This window comes from Bordetella genomosp. 7 (assembly GCF_002261415.1).
In the GTDB taxonomy this organism is placed as follows: Bacteria; Pseudomonadota; Gammaproteobacteria; order Burkholderiales; family Burkholderiaceae_B; genus Bordetella_A.
Genome location: NZ_NEVI01000017.1, coordinates 163,499 through 179,580 on the forward strand (window position 1 = coordinate 163,499; position 16,082 = coordinate 179,580).

At 61.0% G+C, this 16,082-nt stretch carries 22 protein-coding genes; all 22 read right to left on the minus strand.

Going from position 1 to position 16,082, the window contains the following annotated elements; all coding sequences use genetic code 11:
• Position 1: 1 nt before the first annotated feature.
• Positions 2-418 (minus strand): DUF3168 domain-containing protein, encoded by a 417-nt coding sequence (locus CAL18_RS12415; RefSeq protein ID WP_094817959.1) that lies wholly within the window; start codon positions 416-418, stop codon positions 2-4.
• Positions 415-771 carry a hypothetical protein gene (locus CAL18_RS12420; protein ID WP_141217764.1) on the minus strand — a complete coding sequence of 119 codons (357 nt, stop codon included), beginning with the start codon at positions 769-771 and terminating at the stop codon, positions 415-417. The genes CAL18_RS12415 and CAL18_RS12420 overlap by 4 nt, the downstream gene beginning before the upstream one ends.
• A gap of 71 nt (positions 772-842) precedes the next feature.
• Positions 843-1,166, minus strand: coding sequence for a phage head closure protein (locus CAL18_RS12425; protein WP_094817961.1), 324 nt, complete (start codon positions 1,164-1,166; stop codon positions 843-845).
• On the minus strand, positions 1,166-1,510 hold the full coding sequence (locus CAL18_RS12430) for a head-tail connector protein (RefSeq protein ID WP_094817962.1): 345 nt from the start codon (positions 1,508-1,510) through the stop codon (positions 1,166-1,168). Before CAL18_RS12430 ends, CAL18_RS12425 begins: the two co-directional genes overlap by 1 nt.
• A complete protein-coding gene (locus CAL18_RS12435; protein ID WP_249278403.1) occupies positions 1,510-2,163 on the minus strand; it encodes a methyltransferase domain-containing protein in 654 nt (217 codons plus the stop codon). Before CAL18_RS12435 ends, CAL18_RS12430 begins: the two co-directional genes overlap by 1 nt.
• Positions 2,164-3,730: 1,567 nt before the next feature.
• The gene (locus CAL18_RS12450) at positions 3,731-4,933 is read right to left on the minus strand and encodes a phage major capsid protein (protein WP_094817963.1); all 1,203 of its coding nucleotides are present in this window, start codon (positions 4,931-4,933) and stop codon (positions 3,731-3,733) included.
• 9 nt (positions 4,934-4,942) lie between these two features.
• Positions 4,943-5,800 carry a head maturation protease, ClpP-related gene (locus CAL18_RS12455; protein ID WP_094817964.1) on the minus strand — a complete coding sequence of 286 codons (858 nt, stop codon included), beginning with the start codon at positions 5,798-5,800 and terminating at the stop codon, positions 4,943-4,945.
• A gap of 3 nt (positions 5,801-5,803) precedes the next feature.
• Positions 5,804-7,039, minus strand: a complete 1,236-nt coding sequence (locus CAL18_RS12460; RefSeq protein ID WP_094817965.1) for a phage portal protein — start codon at positions 7,037-7,039, stop codon at positions 5,804-5,806.
• The gene (locus tag CAL18_RS12465; protein WP_094817966.1) at positions 7,036-8,565 is read right to left on the minus strand and encodes a terminase large subunit; all 1,530 of its coding nucleotides are present in this window, start codon (positions 8,563-8,565) and stop codon (positions 7,036-7,038) included. The genes CAL18_RS12460 and CAL18_RS12465 overlap by 4 nt, the downstream gene beginning before the upstream one ends.
• Positions 8,541-8,957, minus strand: a complete 417-nt coding sequence (locus CAL18_RS12470; RefSeq protein WP_249278404.1) for a hypothetical protein — start codon at positions 8,955-8,957, stop codon at positions 8,541-8,543. The genes CAL18_RS12465 and CAL18_RS12470 overlap by 25 nt, the downstream gene beginning before the upstream one ends.
• A 90-nt stretch (positions 8,958-9,047) precedes the next feature.
• A complete protein-coding gene (locus CAL18_RS12475; RefSeq protein WP_094817968.1) occupies positions 9,048-9,458 on the minus strand; it encodes an HNH endonuclease in 411 nt (136 codons plus the stop codon).
• Positions 9,459-9,542: 84 nt separating this feature from the next.
• Positions 9,543-9,773 (minus strand): hypothetical protein, encoded by a 231-nt coding sequence (locus tag CAL18_RS12480; protein ID WP_094817969.1) that lies wholly within the window; start codon positions 9,771-9,773, stop codon positions 9,543-9,545.
• Between the two features lie 94 nt (positions 9,774-9,867).
• The gene (locus tag CAL18_RS12485) at positions 9,868-10,968 is read right to left on the minus strand and encodes an oxidoreductase (RefSeq protein ID WP_094817970.1); all 1,101 of its coding nucleotides are present in this window, start codon (positions 10,966-10,968) and stop codon (positions 9,868-9,870) included.
• 282 nt (positions 10,969-11,250) lie between these two features.
• Positions 11,251-11,784, minus strand: a complete 534-nt coding sequence (locus CAL18_RS12490) for a hypothetical protein (protein WP_094817971.1) — start codon at positions 11,782-11,784, stop codon at positions 11,251-11,253.
• Positions 11,781-12,134, minus strand: coding sequence for a hypothetical protein (locus tag CAL18_RS12495; RefSeq protein ID WP_094817972.1), 354 nt, complete (start codon positions 12,132-12,134; stop codon positions 11,781-11,783). The genes CAL18_RS12490 and CAL18_RS12495 overlap by 4 nt, the downstream gene beginning before the upstream one ends.
• Positions 12,135-12,144: 10 nt before the next feature.
• Complete coding sequence (locus CAL18_RS12500) at positions 12,145-12,516, minus strand: hypothetical protein (protein WP_094817973.1); 372 nt, start codon at positions 12,514-12,516, stop codon at positions 12,145-12,147.
• 2 nt (positions 12,517-12,518) lie between these two features.
• Complete coding sequence (gene dnaB / locus CAL18_RS12505) at positions 12,519-13,901, minus strand: replicative DNA helicase (protein WP_094817974.1); 1,383 nt, start codon at positions 13,899-13,901, stop codon at positions 12,519-12,521.
• The gene (locus tag CAL18_RS12510; RefSeq protein ID WP_094817975.1) at positions 13,898-14,695 is read right to left on the minus strand and encodes a hypothetical protein; all 798 of its coding nucleotides are present in this window, start codon (positions 14,693-14,695) and stop codon (positions 13,898-13,900) included. Before CAL18_RS12510 ends, dnaB begins: the two co-directional genes overlap by 4 nt.
• A complete protein-coding gene (locus CAL18_RS19725; RefSeq protein WP_170940343.1) occupies positions 14,695-14,838 on the minus strand; it encodes a hypothetical protein in 144 nt (47 codons plus the stop codon). Before CAL18_RS19725 ends, CAL18_RS12510 begins: the two co-directional genes overlap by 1 nt.
• Positions 14,835-15,197: a Ref family recombination enhancement nuclease gene (locus CAL18_RS12515; RefSeq protein WP_249278405.1), complete on the minus strand. Its 363-nt coding sequence runs from the start codon at positions 15,195-15,197 to the stop codon at positions 14,835-14,837. The genes CAL18_RS19725 and CAL18_RS12515 overlap by 4 nt, the downstream gene beginning before the upstream one ends.
• Positions 15,194-15,613: a recombination protein NinB gene (locus tag CAL18_RS12520; protein ID WP_094817976.1), complete on the minus strand. Its 420-nt coding sequence runs from the start codon at positions 15,611-15,613 to the stop codon at positions 15,194-15,196. Before CAL18_RS12520 ends, CAL18_RS12515 begins: the two co-directional genes overlap by 4 nt.
• Complete coding sequence (locus CAL18_RS12525; RefSeq protein ID WP_094796970.1) at positions 15,610-16,053, minus strand: phage regulatory CII family protein; 444 nt, start codon at positions 16,051-16,053, stop codon at positions 15,610-15,612. The genes CAL18_RS12520 and CAL18_RS12525 overlap by 4 nt, the downstream gene beginning before the upstream one ends.
• Positions 16,054-16,082 lie beyond the last annotated feature (29 nt).

Below are 16,082 nucleotides of genomic sequence, written 5' to 3' on the forward strand. Positions count from 1 at the left end.
GTTAAGAGTAGGTGGTAAGGAGACGGAACCGGATAACGCCGTGGCGAGTGATGCCGTCGGGGTCAAGAAAGGTTTCTTGAAATGTCGCCTGCAAATCTACGCAATACGTGTCGTCTATCGGCAGGTTGTATCGGTGCAGGGATTCATAAACCGCCTGCAAAATCTGTTTCGTTCGCTTGCGCCCCTGCGGGCCGCCAGTCTGAGAAGGTCGGTCCCACACGTGGACTACGACCTCCGTATCCGCGCCGATCGAACAATCCTGGCTCCACTCCACGGCGGGGGCTTCGCCAATCACGATGTAGGGGAACACAGCCCCCTGCGGAACATCGTCATAGACACGCCCTTCCACCATCTGCGAAACCCCCGCGTCGGTAGTTAGCCGCTGATAGATGGCGACTTGAACTTCCCACTGGTTCATTGGCCTGACCTCTTTCGGGCGATCTCGACAATCCCACGCAGCTTCTTGAAGAACTCAAACCGATTCCGCTGCAGAGCCGGCCCCAAGAAGGGCCGCGCCGGCATCTGCTGAATTCCGAATTCAAGCCAAGCTGCCTTGAAATCATTCGTGTACACGTCCGCCACCGTTCCCCGATAATCCACACCCAGGCTATTCACCAACTCGCCACTATCTACATTCGGCGCTTCGCCTGGCTGAGAAACCGGCCGGCCACCTTTTATCTGGCCGTTCGACGTATTCCGCATGGATCGCTGCGCACTATCCAGTACCGCATCGGCCGTCTCGCTAACCACATCGGCGATCTCGGCGTTCATTGACTGCTCAAAGCTCCGGATCTGTTTAAGCGTGGCCTGTATCCCAATCGTGCCGGCGCGTCGCGTTGCCATCAGGTAGCCGCCCCTTCCTCGACTTGCAGCTCCATCTTGTCGTTCATCTCGTTGACGTTGACGACCGCTCGGATCTGGTACGCCTTCCCCTTGTACAGAACCCGATGCTTAGGGGTGATATCGTCCCGATACCGGACTTCCAGCCGGTGGACCACTCCCGATTGCAACTGCATGGCCTGCAGACGCTCGTACATGCTCTGGTGCTTCCAGTGCGCCCAAATAGAGAAAACTGTCTGCCAGGTCTTGACGAATCCGCCGCCGCCGTCAGGCGTCGTAACCTCCTCCTGGATTGCAATCCGGGAGTTCATGGGTCCCGCGCGCATCACACACCCATCTTTACGCGGTGCGGCATCAACAGGTATTCTGCGCCAACGGGCATCTTGGCGAACGACACGCCGGCCGCCACGTCCTCACGGTTGGCGTACAGATGCCCCACGGTCAGCAGAATGGCCGCACGGATCAGGTCGTTGACCACCATCGGATCGTCGCCAGCCGTACCTGCATTCACTGCGGCATCGAGTTCGGCCTGATCGGTGTACACATTCCGACCGAGGAAAGATTGCGCCGACTGCTCCGCGGCGTTGATCCAGAGCGCAATGAGGCTGTCTTCCTCAGTCTCATCCACCCGCAGATGCAACCGCGCCTGCTCCAATGTCACCAGCGCCATTACCGCCTCCGGAAGGCGTAAGAGCCAATGCCCTCCCGCCCAATCTCTGTTTCAACCGTATTGCTTTCGACGCACTCGAACCCCTGGGCGGCCATCCATCGGATGATGCCGTCATGGGTCCAGTACCAAATGTGTTCGTTCTTGCGGAAGTGCTTGCTCCGCAGGCAGTGATCCGCACCATCAAATATCGGGAGGGATACAAACACCCATTCCCGCGCCTGCCGTACTGCCGCGCCCGGGTCCTGGATGTGTTCCAGGCTGTCCCAAAAGGACAGTGCAGCACATGTCCCGGCATACAGATCCTGGTACCAGCCTCGATCACGCAGCCACGCCACCCCGGCGGGGTTCACGTCGTACCCGAAGGTTTGGGGCCGCGCCTCCACAAACTGCCCACAACCGATTCCGACATCGAGCAAGAAGCCCGTGTAGTGCCTGGCCACCAGATCCATCCGAGCCTGAGTCAGCGCGCGCCCTATCCCGGTGTCAGCGTTCTCCCGGTACTTAGCGAAGTACTCCGCGTCGTAGGGCATGTCCTCCGGCTTCACCGGGTAGTAGCCCATCCCGTACTCGGGTAGCCAAACCAGCCCGATGCTTGCCTGTTCCGAAAAGGCCTTGTCCATCCAGCCAGGCGCGGAAACCTTCGTCAAATCCATGAATTTCCTTGTTGCAGCGGTGGAGCATGTTGGTGCACATGCACATCTTCATTGGCTCCGCCCAGCCCACCTTCGATAGATCCATCCACGGAGCCGTCAGCTTGGATCGATGGTTGTGCCCACCTTGCCCACCGTGGATCACATAGAGAGGCGTTCCCGCCGCGATACATGCAGGTACGATCCATCCAACTCCCCCAACAACCACGTCTGCCGCCTGAATGGCGCCCAGCAGCTGAGTCACATCCCACTGCCCTCGGTGCAGCGCCAGATCCGCCTTTGGCTCCGGCCCTACCAGCCATTCCTTCCCCGGCTCTAGGTCAGCCACAGACACGATGTAGTACCCGCGCCGCCTCAACTCAGCTATGGCCGCATGCACATACTTCGGATCTGGACTCCGCGCCGTGTTATGCCACTCGGCCCGCTCGGTCACCGGCCTAACGATTGCCGTCGGCTTTCCCGGCCGCAACGGTGACCCGAATCGCGGCAGATCGAAAGCCCCCGGCTTCACCCCAGACTGCCGTCGCATCGCGTCTAAGATCGATCCAATCGCCAGTTCGCGCGGCCCATATGCAACCCGAACTCTCCTGGCCCCTGCGGGAGGGTTCACCCAGCGGGCCCGCGAGCGCTCAGCGTTCTTGGCTTGCGTCCTTAGCTTCGTGTTCGGCTTAACCAGATGAAGGTCGAGATCCGAGTACAGTTCCGGCCAGGGAGTGACCACATAGGCACCGGGCATATTCTTCAGAAATGCCCGTTGGTAGATCGAATCCCCCAATCCCTGCATTCCGTCGACGACGACATCGCCTTTCGACGAGCTAGGGCGAACCCCGCCACGCCGCGCAGCCAGCGCCTCCTTCAATGGGATACGTTCAAAGCAAGTCAGAGCGGTGTCCCGCGTGCAATTCACGATCGCCACATCTCTAAGACGCGAGGCGAGTTGCGTAAACTGCGCGGGCCAGTCTTTCACCCCCCCGGCATTTCCGAGCCCTTTGGGGTGGTCTTCATGCCAGTGCGCCCGACCACCTGTCAGTTGGCAGTCGTACCCGAGAAGAATGATCTTCCTGGCGCCCCAATGCGCGGCTAGCGATATCGCCCCAACCCCGGAGTTCTTCCCCCGGTTAAATATCTCTCGCCGAACGCCTGGGTAGCGCAGCGGCGCCCACCTCTCTCCAGTAAACGTCTTTTCGGCCTCTTCGCCGTACTGATCCCACCATACCTTGTCCATGGCGTACAAGACGTCCGCCCATGGCACCATCCGGAACGTGGTGTTCGTTACGATTACTCCGCGGCCTTTTTCCGCCTTCCGCCACGCTTTGACGGCTGCGCAATCGTCTGCGGTAAGACTTGGGCCGCTGGCGATGCAGACAACGGTGTGCCAGCGGCCTGCAGAGGGACATCGCCTTCCGTAAGCATGGCGAGCCCGCGCCGCACAAGCTCTTTTGCCTGAATCTCGCTGACTTCGAACTCGTCTCCTGGACGCCTTACTCCGCCATGCATGAACGACGATCGAGCAGTGACCATCACCATTGAGGTTCTCCGATAAAGGCGGGGCCGAAGCCCCGCCCACGCCTTAGGCCGAAACCGGCAAACCGTCGAAGTCGCCCTTGACGAACGACTCAGGACGGTACACCGACAAGCCCACGCGCTCTTCGCACAGGATGGTGACCATGTTCTTGACGAAGTTGTCACGGTCTTCGGTCGAAACCGTCACCGAAACGTCTTCGCGGTCCCAGCCCTGCGCGCCCTGCTGGAAGGCGCCGACCAGGAAGTCGCCGGCATCCATCGCCTTAGTCGGAACGACGGGGCGGCCCCACAGCCCAGGGGTGGCCAGGCCGGTCGGGGTGGCAAACAGATAGGCGTTGTCCGTGGTCTTGGTCAGCTCGATAGCAGCCCAATCGATCGGGCTGAGCACGATGCCGTCGGCGTCGAACTCGGCCAGAGTCACCTGCAGCAGAGCCAGGCGGAGGCGGTCAATCGCGGTTTCGGCTTGAACCGTCACGCCCGGGTTGACGTAAGTCGTCGCCTGCGTATAGATGCCGTTCAGGTTCAGGCCAACGCCCGAGCCCTTCAGAAGCTGCGCTTCCTCCTTCAGCTTCAGGCCATAGCGCAGGCGCCCGTCGATATAGCTGGACAGCATGGCAGCATCCGACAGGACTTGACGCGAGGCGCGCACCCAGTGGGCGATCGTGGCAACCGGATCGGTGTCCAGTTCAAACGTCAGGTCCGATTCCGGCTTCGGGTTGGCCGGGTTTTCCGAAACGACGTCGGCGTTGTTGGTGAAACCGGACTCCCGGACGTACTCAATGCTGTTGGAAGTCGTGCGACCCCACGACAGCAAGTCACGGATGAACAGACGCTGCTGAACCGGTTGGATCAGGCCAACTCGGGTAGGCTGAATCAGTTCACCTGCCGAGGTGTCCAGGCTGGTGACCGCCGCCTTCACCGGGACAGAGAAGCTGCCCTTAGCGCCACCGGCAGCCTTGGCCGCGAACGCATCGAAGCCGTCAGCTGCGATGAACTCTTCGCCCATCGACTTGGGCCGACCGGCTCCGCCGCCGCCCTCCATCTTGACGATCAGCTGCTCCGCAGCTTGCAGGCGAGCTTGCAGTTCGCCTTGCTGCACCAGCAGTTTGTCGACAGAGGCCTTGGTTTCTTCGGACATCTGAGCGTGAGCCTTGATCTCCTTCTGAGCAGTTTCGGCGTTGGCCTTCAGTTGGTCGTTGACCTGCTTCAAGCTGGCGGTGATAGTTTCGATGTCTTTTTCGAGACTCATGGTCTTTCCTTACATGGATTTGATGAGGGATGCCGCGACTGCGGCTGCTTCAGAAGCGGCTGAATCACTCAGGCCGCGTTCGGTGGCATCGCGCCCACCGCCGCCAGCCGAATCTCTCAGGCTGGACTTGAGTTCGTGGATGAGGCGCATTGCTTCGCTCCGGGGCATGCCCGAGGAACGCAACGCCGCCTCCATGCGTCGCACTGCTGCGGCGCTAGTTTTTTCTTCGCTCTGTGCGATCTCGTCCGACGGGAGCAGGGAATCGGCAAAGCCTTTCTCTACGGCCTCTGCGCCGCCTATCCAGGTTTCCGCGTCCATCAAGGACTGGATGACCTCGATCTCGTCGCCTGTGCGCGCCGCGTATATGTCGGCCATGGCTCGGTCAAACGGCTCCATCGTGTCGGCCACATCGCGGAAATCGTGCCGATTGCCCACCGCCATCACCCAGCAGTTGTGGATCATCAGAAAGCCAGCCCGCGCGATCTCAATTCGATCCCCAGCCATGGCGATGATGGATGCCGCCGATGCCGCAACGCCAAGCACCCGGACCGTCACTTCCCCCTTGTGCTCGCGCAGAAGGTTGTAGATGGCCAGGCCTTCGAACATGTCCCCGCCAGGCGAGTTCACGTTGACAGTGACATCCTTGCCGTCCATAGACCGCAACGCCGCCGCGATCCGCTTGGCCGTCACACCCTCGCCGGTCCAGTAATCCTGGCCGATAACGTCAAACACACTGATCGTGTTGTCGTCGCTTGCTGCGGCCTTGATCCCTGGGTTCCAGCGGTCCAGCGCCTTGGGCACCAGGTCATATCGGACGCCCGAGCAAGGGCGCCCCTCCGGCGCAGCCGGAAGGTGGTTTCGGGGCATGAATTACTCCTGCGTGACAGGTTGGGCGGCGCCCAGTTGATCTATCGGAACAAGGGCGGTCTGCACCGTGAGCACGTCCGCGTTACCACCCATCGGGGGCAGGTTCTCAAGACGGCGCACTTCGTCTCGCGTCATAATTCCGTTGTTCACCATCGTTGATTCGTATTGAGCGCGTGCAGCGCTATCCGCGCGCAGTAGGCCCTCGACGCTGAACTCTGCGTAGTAGCGGGGCTGGTCGACTGCACTGAGCAGATCCTTGTTGATGGCCTGCTCGATCCGAGTCAGCCAAGGGCGCAGCGTGAACGTCAGAAAGCCGATCATCTGCTGCTCAATGCCCGTTCCCCAACTGGTCGAGTTGCTCGTGTGCCCGACCATGTGAGGAGGCACCCTGAACCAACGACAGAGCTCCTCCACTCCAAACTGCCTGGACTCGATTAGCTGGGCATCCTTCGGGTTGATGCCAATCGTCTTGGCGTCGATTCCGCCTTCAAGGACCGGCGACTTCCCCGCATTGATCGCCCCGCTGATGAGCTCGATCGATTTCCGGAAGTCGTCCCGTTGCTCAGGCTTCAGTACCCGGTCGACGGTAAATGCGACGGTCGGCGCCAGGCCCTTCTCAAACGTGCTGTTAGCCGCTGAAGATGCCGCAAGCGCAGAGCCGAACACGCTCGACCCGTATTCGATGACGCTTACACCCCAGTCACCATCCAGAGTGAAGCCTGGGATTCGAAAGATTCGGCTCTCGGGGATCTCCCTCTGTTCGCCGTCGCGCTCCGTGTAGCGAAACCGCCTATTCCCCTTGATGTCACGAGAAACTGTCAGCCGGCCTGGCACTAGAAACTCCAGAGCCACCAGCCGATTGCCGATGTACTTCTTCTCCGCGAAGCCATTCCCGCGCAGCAGCATTGAGGCGATCACCGCCTCCCAAAACACAGCTGCGGTCGAATCCGAGTTTGGCCGGGAATGGATGATCGTATAGATTGGGTGCCCGTCGGCACTCACGCGACCATCCCCCGACCGCATGTACAAGCCGAGCGGCAGCGTCGATATCGTCTCCGATATCAGGCGAGTACATGCCCATACCGTAGATAGCTGCAGGGCAGTCTTCTCGTTGACCTGCTGCCCAGCGGCAGTAACCCCAAATTGCGACCAAAAGTCGGCGTCAGTCAGACCGATGGGTACCCCAAGCCAGTCCAACAGCGCGGCCCTGATTCGACCGGGCTTTGTCTTGGTTTTCATACGATGATGGGATCCCTGAGAAAGTCGGTGAAGTCGTCTTCGGCCTCTACCTCGTTTGGCATCGCGCCCACCGCCATGGCGAGCGCCACCATGCCGTCGATGCGGCCTGACACCTTCGATTTCGTGAATTTCCTGTTGCCGGCTGGGTCCGACACCGCAACCGCATTGGCTGCGCACATCGTCAACACCGGGTGATTACCGTGGCGCAGCTTCTTCGCCAGCAGCTTGCTTTCCAGTTCGCGCAGGGCTGGGCTCATCGATACGAAGCCCTGCCCGAACTCCACGAACCGCTCTAGTTCTTCTTCGTCGAACCCCACGCGCTCAAGCCATGGCCGCAGGAACCGCATGTTGTATCGGTCAAATGCCAGTGCTCGGACGTCGTAGGTATCGAACGCCTCGCGCAGGTAATGCGCGATGAATTCGTACTCGATTGCCCGTCCCGGTGTCGTCAGAAGCAGGCCGTCCTGCGCCCACACGTCATACGGCACCCGGTCGTTACGGGACTTCTCTTCCAGCCCTTCCCCGGGCAGCCAGAAGGTCGGGTAGACATCCCCTGCCTCCGACACCAGAACCAGCGCCGTCAGGTCAGACACGCTCGACAGGTCCAGCCCGCCGTATACCGGTTGACCGCGGGCAGGCTCGGGTTCCGCCCCGTTTTCCAGCCAGATCGCCCTGGCGATGAACGGGTTGCTTGCCTCTACCCGCTGGTTCAGTATCAGGTTCCGGTACGAAGCCTCCCGGCTCGGTAGGCGCTTGGCGTCGGCTGCCTGGCGCCTGACCTCCTCCTTATTCATGAAGTCGTCGTAGTGCGGGTTAGCCGCCCGGATCGCTTCTTCCGAGAACGGATCCAGATCGAGCGGCGCCGAGTGCAGCACCACCTTCTGCCTCGGGTCAGCGCCGGTCAATGCATCGTCGATCAGCAGGCTCAGCAGGTCCGCATCTGTCGGCGCCTGCGTGCTGATCACGATCGACAACGGCGACTCCTGAGCCGCACTTGCTGTTTCCAGCGCCTCGTACAGTTCGAACCTGGGCCCGCGTACCTGGCCCAGCTCATCGTGGATCGTCAGTACCGGGCTCAGGCCGTAGGCGGTACTTGCCTCCGCCGACAGCGCCCTGTACAGGGTTCCCATTTCAGGACAGAACAGCTGCTTGGCCGTGTCTCTGATCACCACGTACTGCGACAAATCCGGCGACATCCGCACGATCTTCGCCGCCAGAGCGAACAGAATTGCCGCTTGCTCCCGCGACTGCGCTGCGCTGTAAAGCTGGCTGTTCGGCTTCGCCTCCGGCCCGCACAGGTGGAGCAATAGCAGGAAGGCCGACAGCGCCGTCTTCGCGTTCTTCCGAGCCATGCTCAAGATGAACAGCCGCGTTGGCGTGTCGTATATCTGCTTGATCCACTTCCGCTGATGCTTCGTCAGCTTGACCGGCTTGCCTACCAGCTTTCCTTCCGGGATGCGGCAGTACTGCTCGATCCACTGGATGTTGCGGTCGCCACGCGTCAAACGTCGATCGGCGCTTCCCACGGCTTCCTTGCCCGCGCCTGACGAGCGTTCGCCCGTCCCGCGGTAATCGGGTGATCCACCGCCTGCCGGGTGATGCGCAGCCTGGTAGCCAGCGACGACGCCGCTCGCCCTTCCCGCTCTTGCATCGCCAGCAGCCGGTCATACCGCTTCAGGCCTTCGTCATCCGCCAGCCAGGCGCGGTCAAAGTTCATGATCTCTTCGGCCAGGATCCGGGACTGCACGATATGACGGCAGTACTGCTCCAGAAGTGGGCCATGTGTCGGAGTGAAGGCTGAGGCCGGCTGATCGTTGACCACCTCCAGCCACACCCCGCGCTCCGCATCCGTCAAATGCACTGGCGCCGGCAGACGGCCGGAGCTGGCAACAGGCGCAACTTGGGCCACGACAGTCATTTCCGCTGTCGACTTACGGCCCCGAGTGCCCATCCCTGCCTACCTGTTGTTAACTTTTCGCGTTCCCGATTTCGGCTTTTTTCTTCACGTTTATGAAAAGAAAGCCCCCCGCGCGGTTTCCGGCCCCCCATCGGTCAACTTTTGACCACCCCTCCCGGGTCTGTTGGTTTCACGCAACACGCCGTTGGTTTCACGCAACACTCGGGCATCCCTGCCCTCTGCCCCGGCCTCAGGCCATCCATCCCGGCCCACCCGGGGCCTGTGGCGCCTGCCCAGATCCTCTGCCGTCTTGGCCTCATGGCATTCGTGGCACAGGACCTGCAGGTTCTCGTCCTCGTTGCCGCCGCCCTTGTGGACTGGGGCAATGTGATCCAATTCGAATCCGCTTGGGTAATCAGTCAGAGTCCTGCACCTGGCGCAGCGTGGGTCGTGTGCCCATATCCTCAGCCTGGTCTGCTGGAGCTTCCTGCCCCTTAGCCGATCCTCGCTTGGTTCGCTCACGCCTTTCTCTTTCCTTGCGCTGGAGCTTGCGCCATTGGGCTACTAGCCACTCCCTGCGCTTCTGGCATCCAGTGCATTGAATGGTCAGTCTCCAATCGGCGAATCTTCCGACGCCCGCTTCACCACTTCCAAGCGCAACCCTTTCTGAAGCACGACTACCTTTCGGCCATCGGACTTCACTAGATCATCCCAATTGCGCCGAATGGCAGCCAACTGTTCGGGCGTCAATACCACATCAGACGAAAGAACCGCCCAGTCATTGCGCCCTAGGTAAAACTCCGCTATGCGTTCGCCATCGATCTCGTTGGTTGTCATCGAAGTTCCTGTTGGTGCCCTGCCGCAATTAGGATGCGGGCCACATTCCTGGAGATAGGGACTAAGCCCACCGATTGCGGCTGCGGCCTTATACCTACGCCGCCTCTCGCAGCATTTCCGGGCTGACCGTGTGGCGGCAAACCTCGCCGTACTCACTGTGCAGCACGATGCACTTCATGTTCTGCGCCGAGCGGTATCCGCCCCAGGCCGCATATGCATCCCTGGCTGCCAGCGTATTGAATGACTCCACCGTCACGCCTGCGTACTCCTTGACGCTCTGGTGATGCACATGGCCCAGATACCAGTAACGGTGCTTGGTGCGGCCCCAGGCCTCGGCCCTGTCCGCTGCCATCACCCCTGGTAGATCATTGGGTTTGCAGGTATGGCCATGGTGGCACCCCACCAGCACCTTCCCATGCTCGAAATACATAAACGGGGCCGGGCTGGTGTCGATCTCAACCCTGGGCTCGCCCTCGTACATATGGCTCAGCGCGGCGCTCAGCCATATGGCGCCCGTATCGTCATGGTTACCAATCACATTGATAACCATGACCTGTTTGTGCTTGCGCAGTGCGGACTCGATGCACTGCCGCATTACCTTCACGCCGACCGACACCATCTTCCCGTATCGGCCGTCAACGTCTAGGTGGTGCCGGTTCCGGCTGGTCACACCTTCCATGTTGTCGGCGTGGAACCAGTCGCCCAGATTGATCACCACGGCCTGCTCAGCGGGTGGCGCCAGGTCCACCAGGGCTGCCATCGCCCCGCACTGCACGCGCTCAGCTATGCCAAGGTCCCAATCCTGCCCGGTTTCTGGGGCCCAGCTACGCATACCGATGTGAGCGTCCCCAATGGGGTAAACCGCCATTAGCGCGGGCAAGTGCCCGGCGCCAGCCTTGACCGGCTTCACCTTGGGAAGGTCGGCCTTCATGGCTTCGAGCGACTCCTGCAGGGCCTCCCTCAGCTTCTGCTGGTCCGCCGAAGCCTTCACCCATTGCATTACCGCCTCGCCCGTCCGCAAATCGGTCAGGGTCGACGTGGCTCGAACAACCATGCCCTCGTCCGCTTTGGCCAGGGAAAAATGCTCTCTTGCTTGCGCCATCCGACGACGAAACGTCGTGTCGGGGATGCCTAACGCGGCGGAAGCCTTGCGGATGGACCCGTACTGCCTGACTGCCTTTTCGTAGTCAATCATTCAGCTTGGGGCTCCATTCGCCGCACCACTCGTCCGGCTTGATCGCTGGGAACACAAATACAACATCGCCCTCGTCCATGATGGCGACAGGCGGGTATCTGCGGCACTCGTCCCATGTAGCCGTCTCATTGAAATTCCGGCAGTCCTTGCACGACCTTTCGATGGGTGGCTTGGACTGTTTCATGGGAGGGGAATGCAAAAAGCCCGCGAACCTTTCGGCTAGCGGGCTGATTTTGGACGCAACTTGGCGCACTTCAATTTTGCGCCTCCTCGCCGTCGCGGTCAATACGACGCCGTAATGACGTCGCGCTTTCGCAACATTGGAAGCAAAGTAGCTTTTGCTGCCTGGTAGGCAACGTGATGCTGCTCGGCAGTCATGCGCGGGTTGCGGAACACGGCATTGCCGACGTACTTGTTCCGAGCGTGGACGTCTACCGCAATGCGCTGCTCGTATGGCAACGTACTGAGGCAGACGTCCACTTGATCAGCGATGTACTGGTTGATGCGTTCATCCGCAGCGTCTGCTGCGTCCTGCTCGTCGAAATACACATCCGAGGATGTGCAGTGCTTAAACCCGGGAGATACTGGGCTATGCCCCAAGTTCTCCTTCTCCGCCTTGGAGATCCTGTACCAGATCAGCAGAACATCCTCAAACTGCGCGCTTTCGTCCTTCGTCACTGGGGCCTCACTGAAAAGGTCATTGATTGTCATGGCCGGGGCCTGCTGCCTCCGGGCTTGGTTGTTCCGCCACGCCTCTTGCTGCTCGCAGACGATGGCGGGGTCTTGGTACATGAACCAGGGCAACGCGCGGGTCACGGCGAAGGCCTCATGTCGCCGAGCCCACACATGGACATCATCGGCGGCTGGCAGGCTCTGGCGCGCTCAGCTGCCATCTGCGGCCACCCGCGCAGCTTGTATTCCGGCTGATCTATGGCCCTGATGTCCCGGCTCGGAACCGCGTCTACCGCGCGCCCCTCCACCGCCGCCTGCAGCATGTCCATCGGGTCATCGGTGTATTCGACTCCCAGATGCTGGTTGACCAGCTTGGCCAGGCGAGACGCGCTCGCGCCGAACTTCGCCACCCTTATGCCCTCGCGGCGAAGCAGCTCGATTACCGCCTGGCGCGTCGCCCGATCGGCCAATTCCTTCTGTCTTTTGGTCAGCATTTCCGTTCTCCTATCCAAGTTCCACCACTACAAAGCCCTTCTTTTCCTGATCCAGCGCGTCATCGAGGATCAGAGGGCGAAATCGGCTGTCGTCTACTTCCAGGTACATCGCGATCCCATCCAGCGCGTGTTTCATCGCCGCCAGAAGGTTGTCGAGGTCGCGCTTGCGTTTGTTGGCCGCCACGAAGGTGATGCGGGTTGGGATGCGGTCGCCAAAATTGACCGTGTTGTCTCCTAGCGCGGCACGCGTGGCATACAGGGCGCGCGACCGGGCCTGGACCTTCTCGTGCACGGTCGAGCCCCAATGCCGCCCGTTCTTGCGGTTGGGCATGAGCTTGGGATCGGGCCATTCGAGGACGATCTGGAGGCGGTCGAGGATCATCTTTAGTCCCTCAACATGCTGTATTTCTTCTTCGGAGCCGCCTCGACCGCGTTGCGGGCAAGCGCCACTTCTCGCGGGTCGGCATCCAGGAATCGCGAGTGCTGGCCTTGAAACACCAGTGTCACCTCTCCCAGCGGGCCCATGCGCTGCTTGCGTGCCAGGATCTCCGCAAAGCCCTTCATGGGACTGTCCGGGTTGTAGTACTCATCCCGGTAGGCCATCAGAATCACGTCGGCGTCCTGCTCAATGGCGCCAGACTCGCGCAAGTCGCTCATGATCGGGCGCTTGTCGGTCCTTTCTTCGACTTTGCGCGACAACTGAGAGAGCAAGACGATTGGGCAGTCGATCTCGCGAGCGATGAGCTTGAGGGCACGGGTTATCCCACCCAATTCCTCGTTTCGGTTGTTCCCGTCGCCCCGCATGAGCTGCAGGTAGTCGATTACGATCAGGTCCAGACGCCCGGCACGCTGCTTTACCTTGCGGGCGGCCAAGCGAAGGCGGGACACGCTCGCCAGGGCTGGATCGTCGGCAATGATCAGTTGCTGGTTCTGGAGACGGCCCAAGGCCCCCGTCAAGGCCGTGTAATCGGATTGGCTCAGCTGGCCATTGCGCATGCGGCGCGAGTCGATCTCCCCGAACCTCGATATGCTGCGCTCCGCCAATTGCTGCGCGGACATTTCCAGGCTGACCACCAGGGCCACCCCACCGGCCATGCTCACGTTCTCGGCGATGTTGATCGCGAGGGTAGTTTTCCCCATCGACGGACGCCCAGCGATGATGATCAAGTCGCCGTTCTGCAGGCCACTCGTCAGGGCGTCCAGGTCTGCAAAGCCCGTGGCAAGGCCCGCGACGGCACCTCCGCGGTCAACCCGAGCCTCGAGCGCTTCAAGTACGCCACTCAACAGCTCCCCGATCGGTTTCGGGTCAATGCCGGTTTCCCGGGTATCCGCCAGCGCCATAGCCTTGCCGGTCACACTGTCGACCAACTCGGACGGATCCATCCCCTCAGAGGCCAACGCAGAAATTTCCTGCCCCAGCGCGAGCACATCGCGGCGGATGCGATGAGCTCGCACGATTTCAGCGTAGCGGCGCACGTTGACGCTGCTGGGTACGCTCTGAGCAACGGCGTTCAGGTAGGCTATACCGCCGGCTTCCTCGGCCTGGCCCGCTGCCTGCAACGCGTCGAGCACAGTCAGAACGTCGGCGGGCCGGCCCTTGTCCACCAAACCAGACGCAGCAGCGAAGATCAGCCTGTGGTCATGGCGGTAGAAATCCTCCGCGGACAACATGCCGTCCAGGCGATCCCAGGCCCGAGCATCGAGCATCAGCGCGCCAAGCACAGACTGCTCAGCATCCACCGAGTGCGGGGGAATGTGGGGGTTCATGCTGCCTCCCGGTGCTGGTGGATGGCTTGGGCCTGGATGCCCACGGTTGTCAGCGAGTAGGCGCCCTCTGCCGAGGCGTACCAGAGCCGGTAGTAGCCCTTTTCGACGTAGTTCAGGAAGTGCCGGCGCCAGTCGGCTTGCAACCGCGCCTCGTTCCTGCCCCCAGCCGAATGCTCGGCCTTGAACACGTTCCAGGCCAACTGCACGAACTCCATCGGCAGGCCAGTACCTTCCACGTACTCCAGCAAGGGCCGATAATCGCTGATCGCCTTCTCGCCGGTAGCACGGCAGTTTTCAAGGAAGGTCTTCAGGGCGATGCGGCTCTTGCGTTCCCGCTTAGGTTTGTCAGCCGAAGGCTGGACGGGCTCATCACCCCCCGCCGGGGGGTTAGGGGGGTTTAATTCCTTTCCTATTCCCTTCCCTTCCTTTCCATCAGTGAGGACTCCATGAGCACTCACTGAGTCCTCAGTGAAGGCAGGCTCGGGGATGGCCGATTTTGATGGCCGATTGATGATCTGATGCTTCTTAAACCCCTTTATATTCAGGAACTTATCTCCGTTCACTGAATACTCAATGACCACTCCATGAGCAATCAACTCGTCGAGCAAGGGCTGGCAATCGATGTTGTCAGCCGGGAAGATCTGCATCTTCAGCTTCTTAGCTGATGCGGCAAGGTTGCCGTTGTCATCTGCAAAGTTCAGCATCCCGATGAACATAAGCCGAGCACTCAGTGAGCACTCAGTGAGTTTCTCGTCCGTCCAGAAATCCGGCTTGATGGTTCTGATGCGCGCCATTACCGGCCCCCTGCCAACATGCGCTTGAGTGCTTCTGCCCAGGCGTGGACGTGCGGCGCCATGGACTTACGGCGCTTCAACGTAGCCAGCTTCCTGGCTTCGGTCATCGCGTCGGCATATGCTTGTTTCTGAGCTTGGGTCATACGACCTCCTTCAGCCCTGCGGCTTGCATAGCGCCCTCAGGCACGTCGAATTCATGGGCAAGCAGCCATTCGATGCAGGCAACCAGCAATGTGCGCTGGCGGCCGTATTCGGCTTCGAATCGGGCTTTGTAGGGATGAACGGCGATCATCCACTTGCCGCCCGTGCCATCTTGGTGGTGGCCGGCGCAGAGCGGCAGGACGAGCCAATGTGCTTCCGGCTTGGTGCGGCCGTCGATGTGGTGGATCGAAGTCCAGGTGTTGTAGAGCCCCTCTTTGCGGCAAGCGATGCAGCCCACGTGCTGACAGAGCATGTCGTGGAAACGCTTCTGTTCGCGGGAGACGGTGCGGCCCTTAATCATTGCTTCACCCACCCCGGCACATCGACCGGATCAGAGAAGACGACGCCGTTTTCGGCGCCCCAGGCATAGATTGATTCGATCAGGCTGGCCATGTCGCGCACGCCCATGGAGCGAGTCTGTGCGCCCAGGGTGACGACGCCCTGCCCATCCAGGGAGGGAACGACTCGGGCTGCGGGGCCGCCTTCCTGGCGCGCCCAGGCATCCACCAGCAGGCGTTTCCAGTCGTCGATGCTCAGTTGCTGGCCCATCCACTTCTGCTGACGGGATATGTCGCCCAGCATCGCGTGGAGCTTGGCGTTCTGTTCCACGTTGCGCGTCGGTTCCTTTGGGGGCTGGAAGACGTAGCCATCCGGGGCGTCGATCACGGCCTGAATCGCCATGCGCCGGGTATGGGGGGTCAGACGGAGCTGCTTCATTCCGACATCCCCTGCATGCGCTGCGACACCCCCTCAGCTGCCGTCTGCAGGACACGCTTGGCCTGGTTGATCGCTTCAATTTCCTGGGGGTCAACTTTCCCGTCAGCGAGAGCCGCGTGGATAGTCTGCATGAACTGGCCTTGGGCGACGCTGGTTTCGACCACGGCCTCCAGCACCGACATATCGCTATCGGAGCGATCGCCCTCGGGCGCCTTGATAAGTAGAAGCCCGCGCGAGTGCGCCCAGGCGCGCAGCATCCGCTCGTCGTCGGTCATGGCTACCAACCGCTGAGCCTCGGCAAACGACAGGTGGTGCGTGTCATTGTTCGGGTTGACCTTGTTGCGCAGCACCGCCGGCGAGATGCCGACGCGCGGCCCAAGGGACTCGCTGCCGCCCGGGTAGTCGTGAACCGTGTGGTATGCCGCATCCGTTGTGTTCATGTCTCGTATCTCCGAACGTATTAATTTCT

Bases quoted from the DNA above. Each gene is read 5' to 3' on its own strand.
- CAL18_RS12470 (WP_249278404.1), bottom strand. From the start codon at position 8,957: ATGACTGTCGTGGCCCAAGTTGCGCCTGTTGCCAGCTCCGGCCGTCTG.
- CAL18_RS12460 (WP_094817965.1), bottom strand. From the start codon at position 7,039: ATGAAAACCAAGACAAAGCCCGGTCGAATCAGGGCCGCGCTGTTGGAC.
- CAL18_RS12415 (WP_094817959.1), bottom strand. From the start codon at position 418: ATGAACCAGTGGGAAGTTCAAGTCGCCATCTATCAGCGGCTAACTACC.
- CAL18_RS12525 (WP_094796970.1), bottom strand. From the start codon at position 16,053: ATGAACACAACGGATGCGGCATACCACACGGTTCACGACTACCCGGGC.
- CAL18_RS12455 (WP_094817964.1), bottom strand. From the start codon at position 5,800: ATGCCCCGAAACCACCTTCCGGCTGCGCCGGAGGGGCGCCCTTGCTCG.
- dnaB (WP_094817974.1), bottom strand. From the start codon at position 13,901: ATGAACCCCCACATTCCCCCGCACTCGGTGGATGCTGAGCAGTCTGTG.
- CAL18_RS12520 (WP_094817976.1), bottom strand. From the start codon at position 15,613: ATGAAGCAGCTCCGTCTGACCCCCCATACCCGGCGCATGGCGATTCAG.
- CAL18_RS12430 (WP_094817962.1), bottom strand. From the start codon at position 1,510: ATGGCGCTGGTGACATTGGAGCAGGCGCGGTTGCATCTGCGGGTGGAT.
- CAL18_RS19725 (WP_170940343.1), bottom strand. From the start codon at position 14,838: ATGACCCAAGCTCAGAAACAAGCATATGCCGACGCGATGACCGAAGCC.
- CAL18_RS12495 (WP_094817972.1), bottom strand. From the start codon at position 12,134: ATGCTGACCAAAAGACAGAAGGAATTGGCCGATCGGGCGACGCGCCAG.
- CAL18_RS12450 (WP_094817963.1), bottom strand. From the start codon at position 4,933: ATGAGTCTCGAAAAAGACATCGAAACTATCACCGCCAGCTTGAAGCAG.
- CAL18_RS12510 (WP_094817975.1), bottom strand. From the start codon at position 14,695: ATGGCGCGCATCAGAACCATCAAGCCGGATTTCTGGACGGACGAGAAA.
- CAL18_RS12420 (WP_141217764.1), bottom strand. From the start codon at position 771: ATGAACGCCGAGATCGCCGATGTGGTTAGCGAGACGGCCGATGCGGTA.
- CAL18_RS12500 (WP_094817973.1), bottom strand. From the start codon at position 12,516: ATGATCCTCGACCGCCTCCAGATCGTCCTCGAATGGCCCGATCCCAAG.
- CAL18_RS12485 (WP_094817970.1), bottom strand. From the start codon at position 10,968: ATGATTGACTACGAAAAGGCAGTCAGGCAGTACGGGTCCATCCGCAAG.
- CAL18_RS12425 (WP_094817961.1), bottom strand. From the start codon at position 1,166: ATGCGCGCGGGACCCATGAACTCCCGGATTGCAATCCAGGAGGAGGTT.
- CAL18_RS12515 (WP_249278405.1), bottom strand. From the start codon at position 15,197: ATGATTAAGGGCCGCACCGTCTCCCGCGAACAGAAGCGTTTCCACGAC.
- CAL18_RS12480 (WP_094817969.1), bottom strand. From the start codon at position 9,773: ATGACAACCAACGAGATCGATGGCGAACGCATAGCGGAGTTTTACCTA.
- CAL18_RS12435 (WP_249278403.1), bottom strand. From the start codon at position 2,163: ATGGATTTGACGAAGGTTTCCGCGCCTGGCTGGATGGACAAGGCCTTT.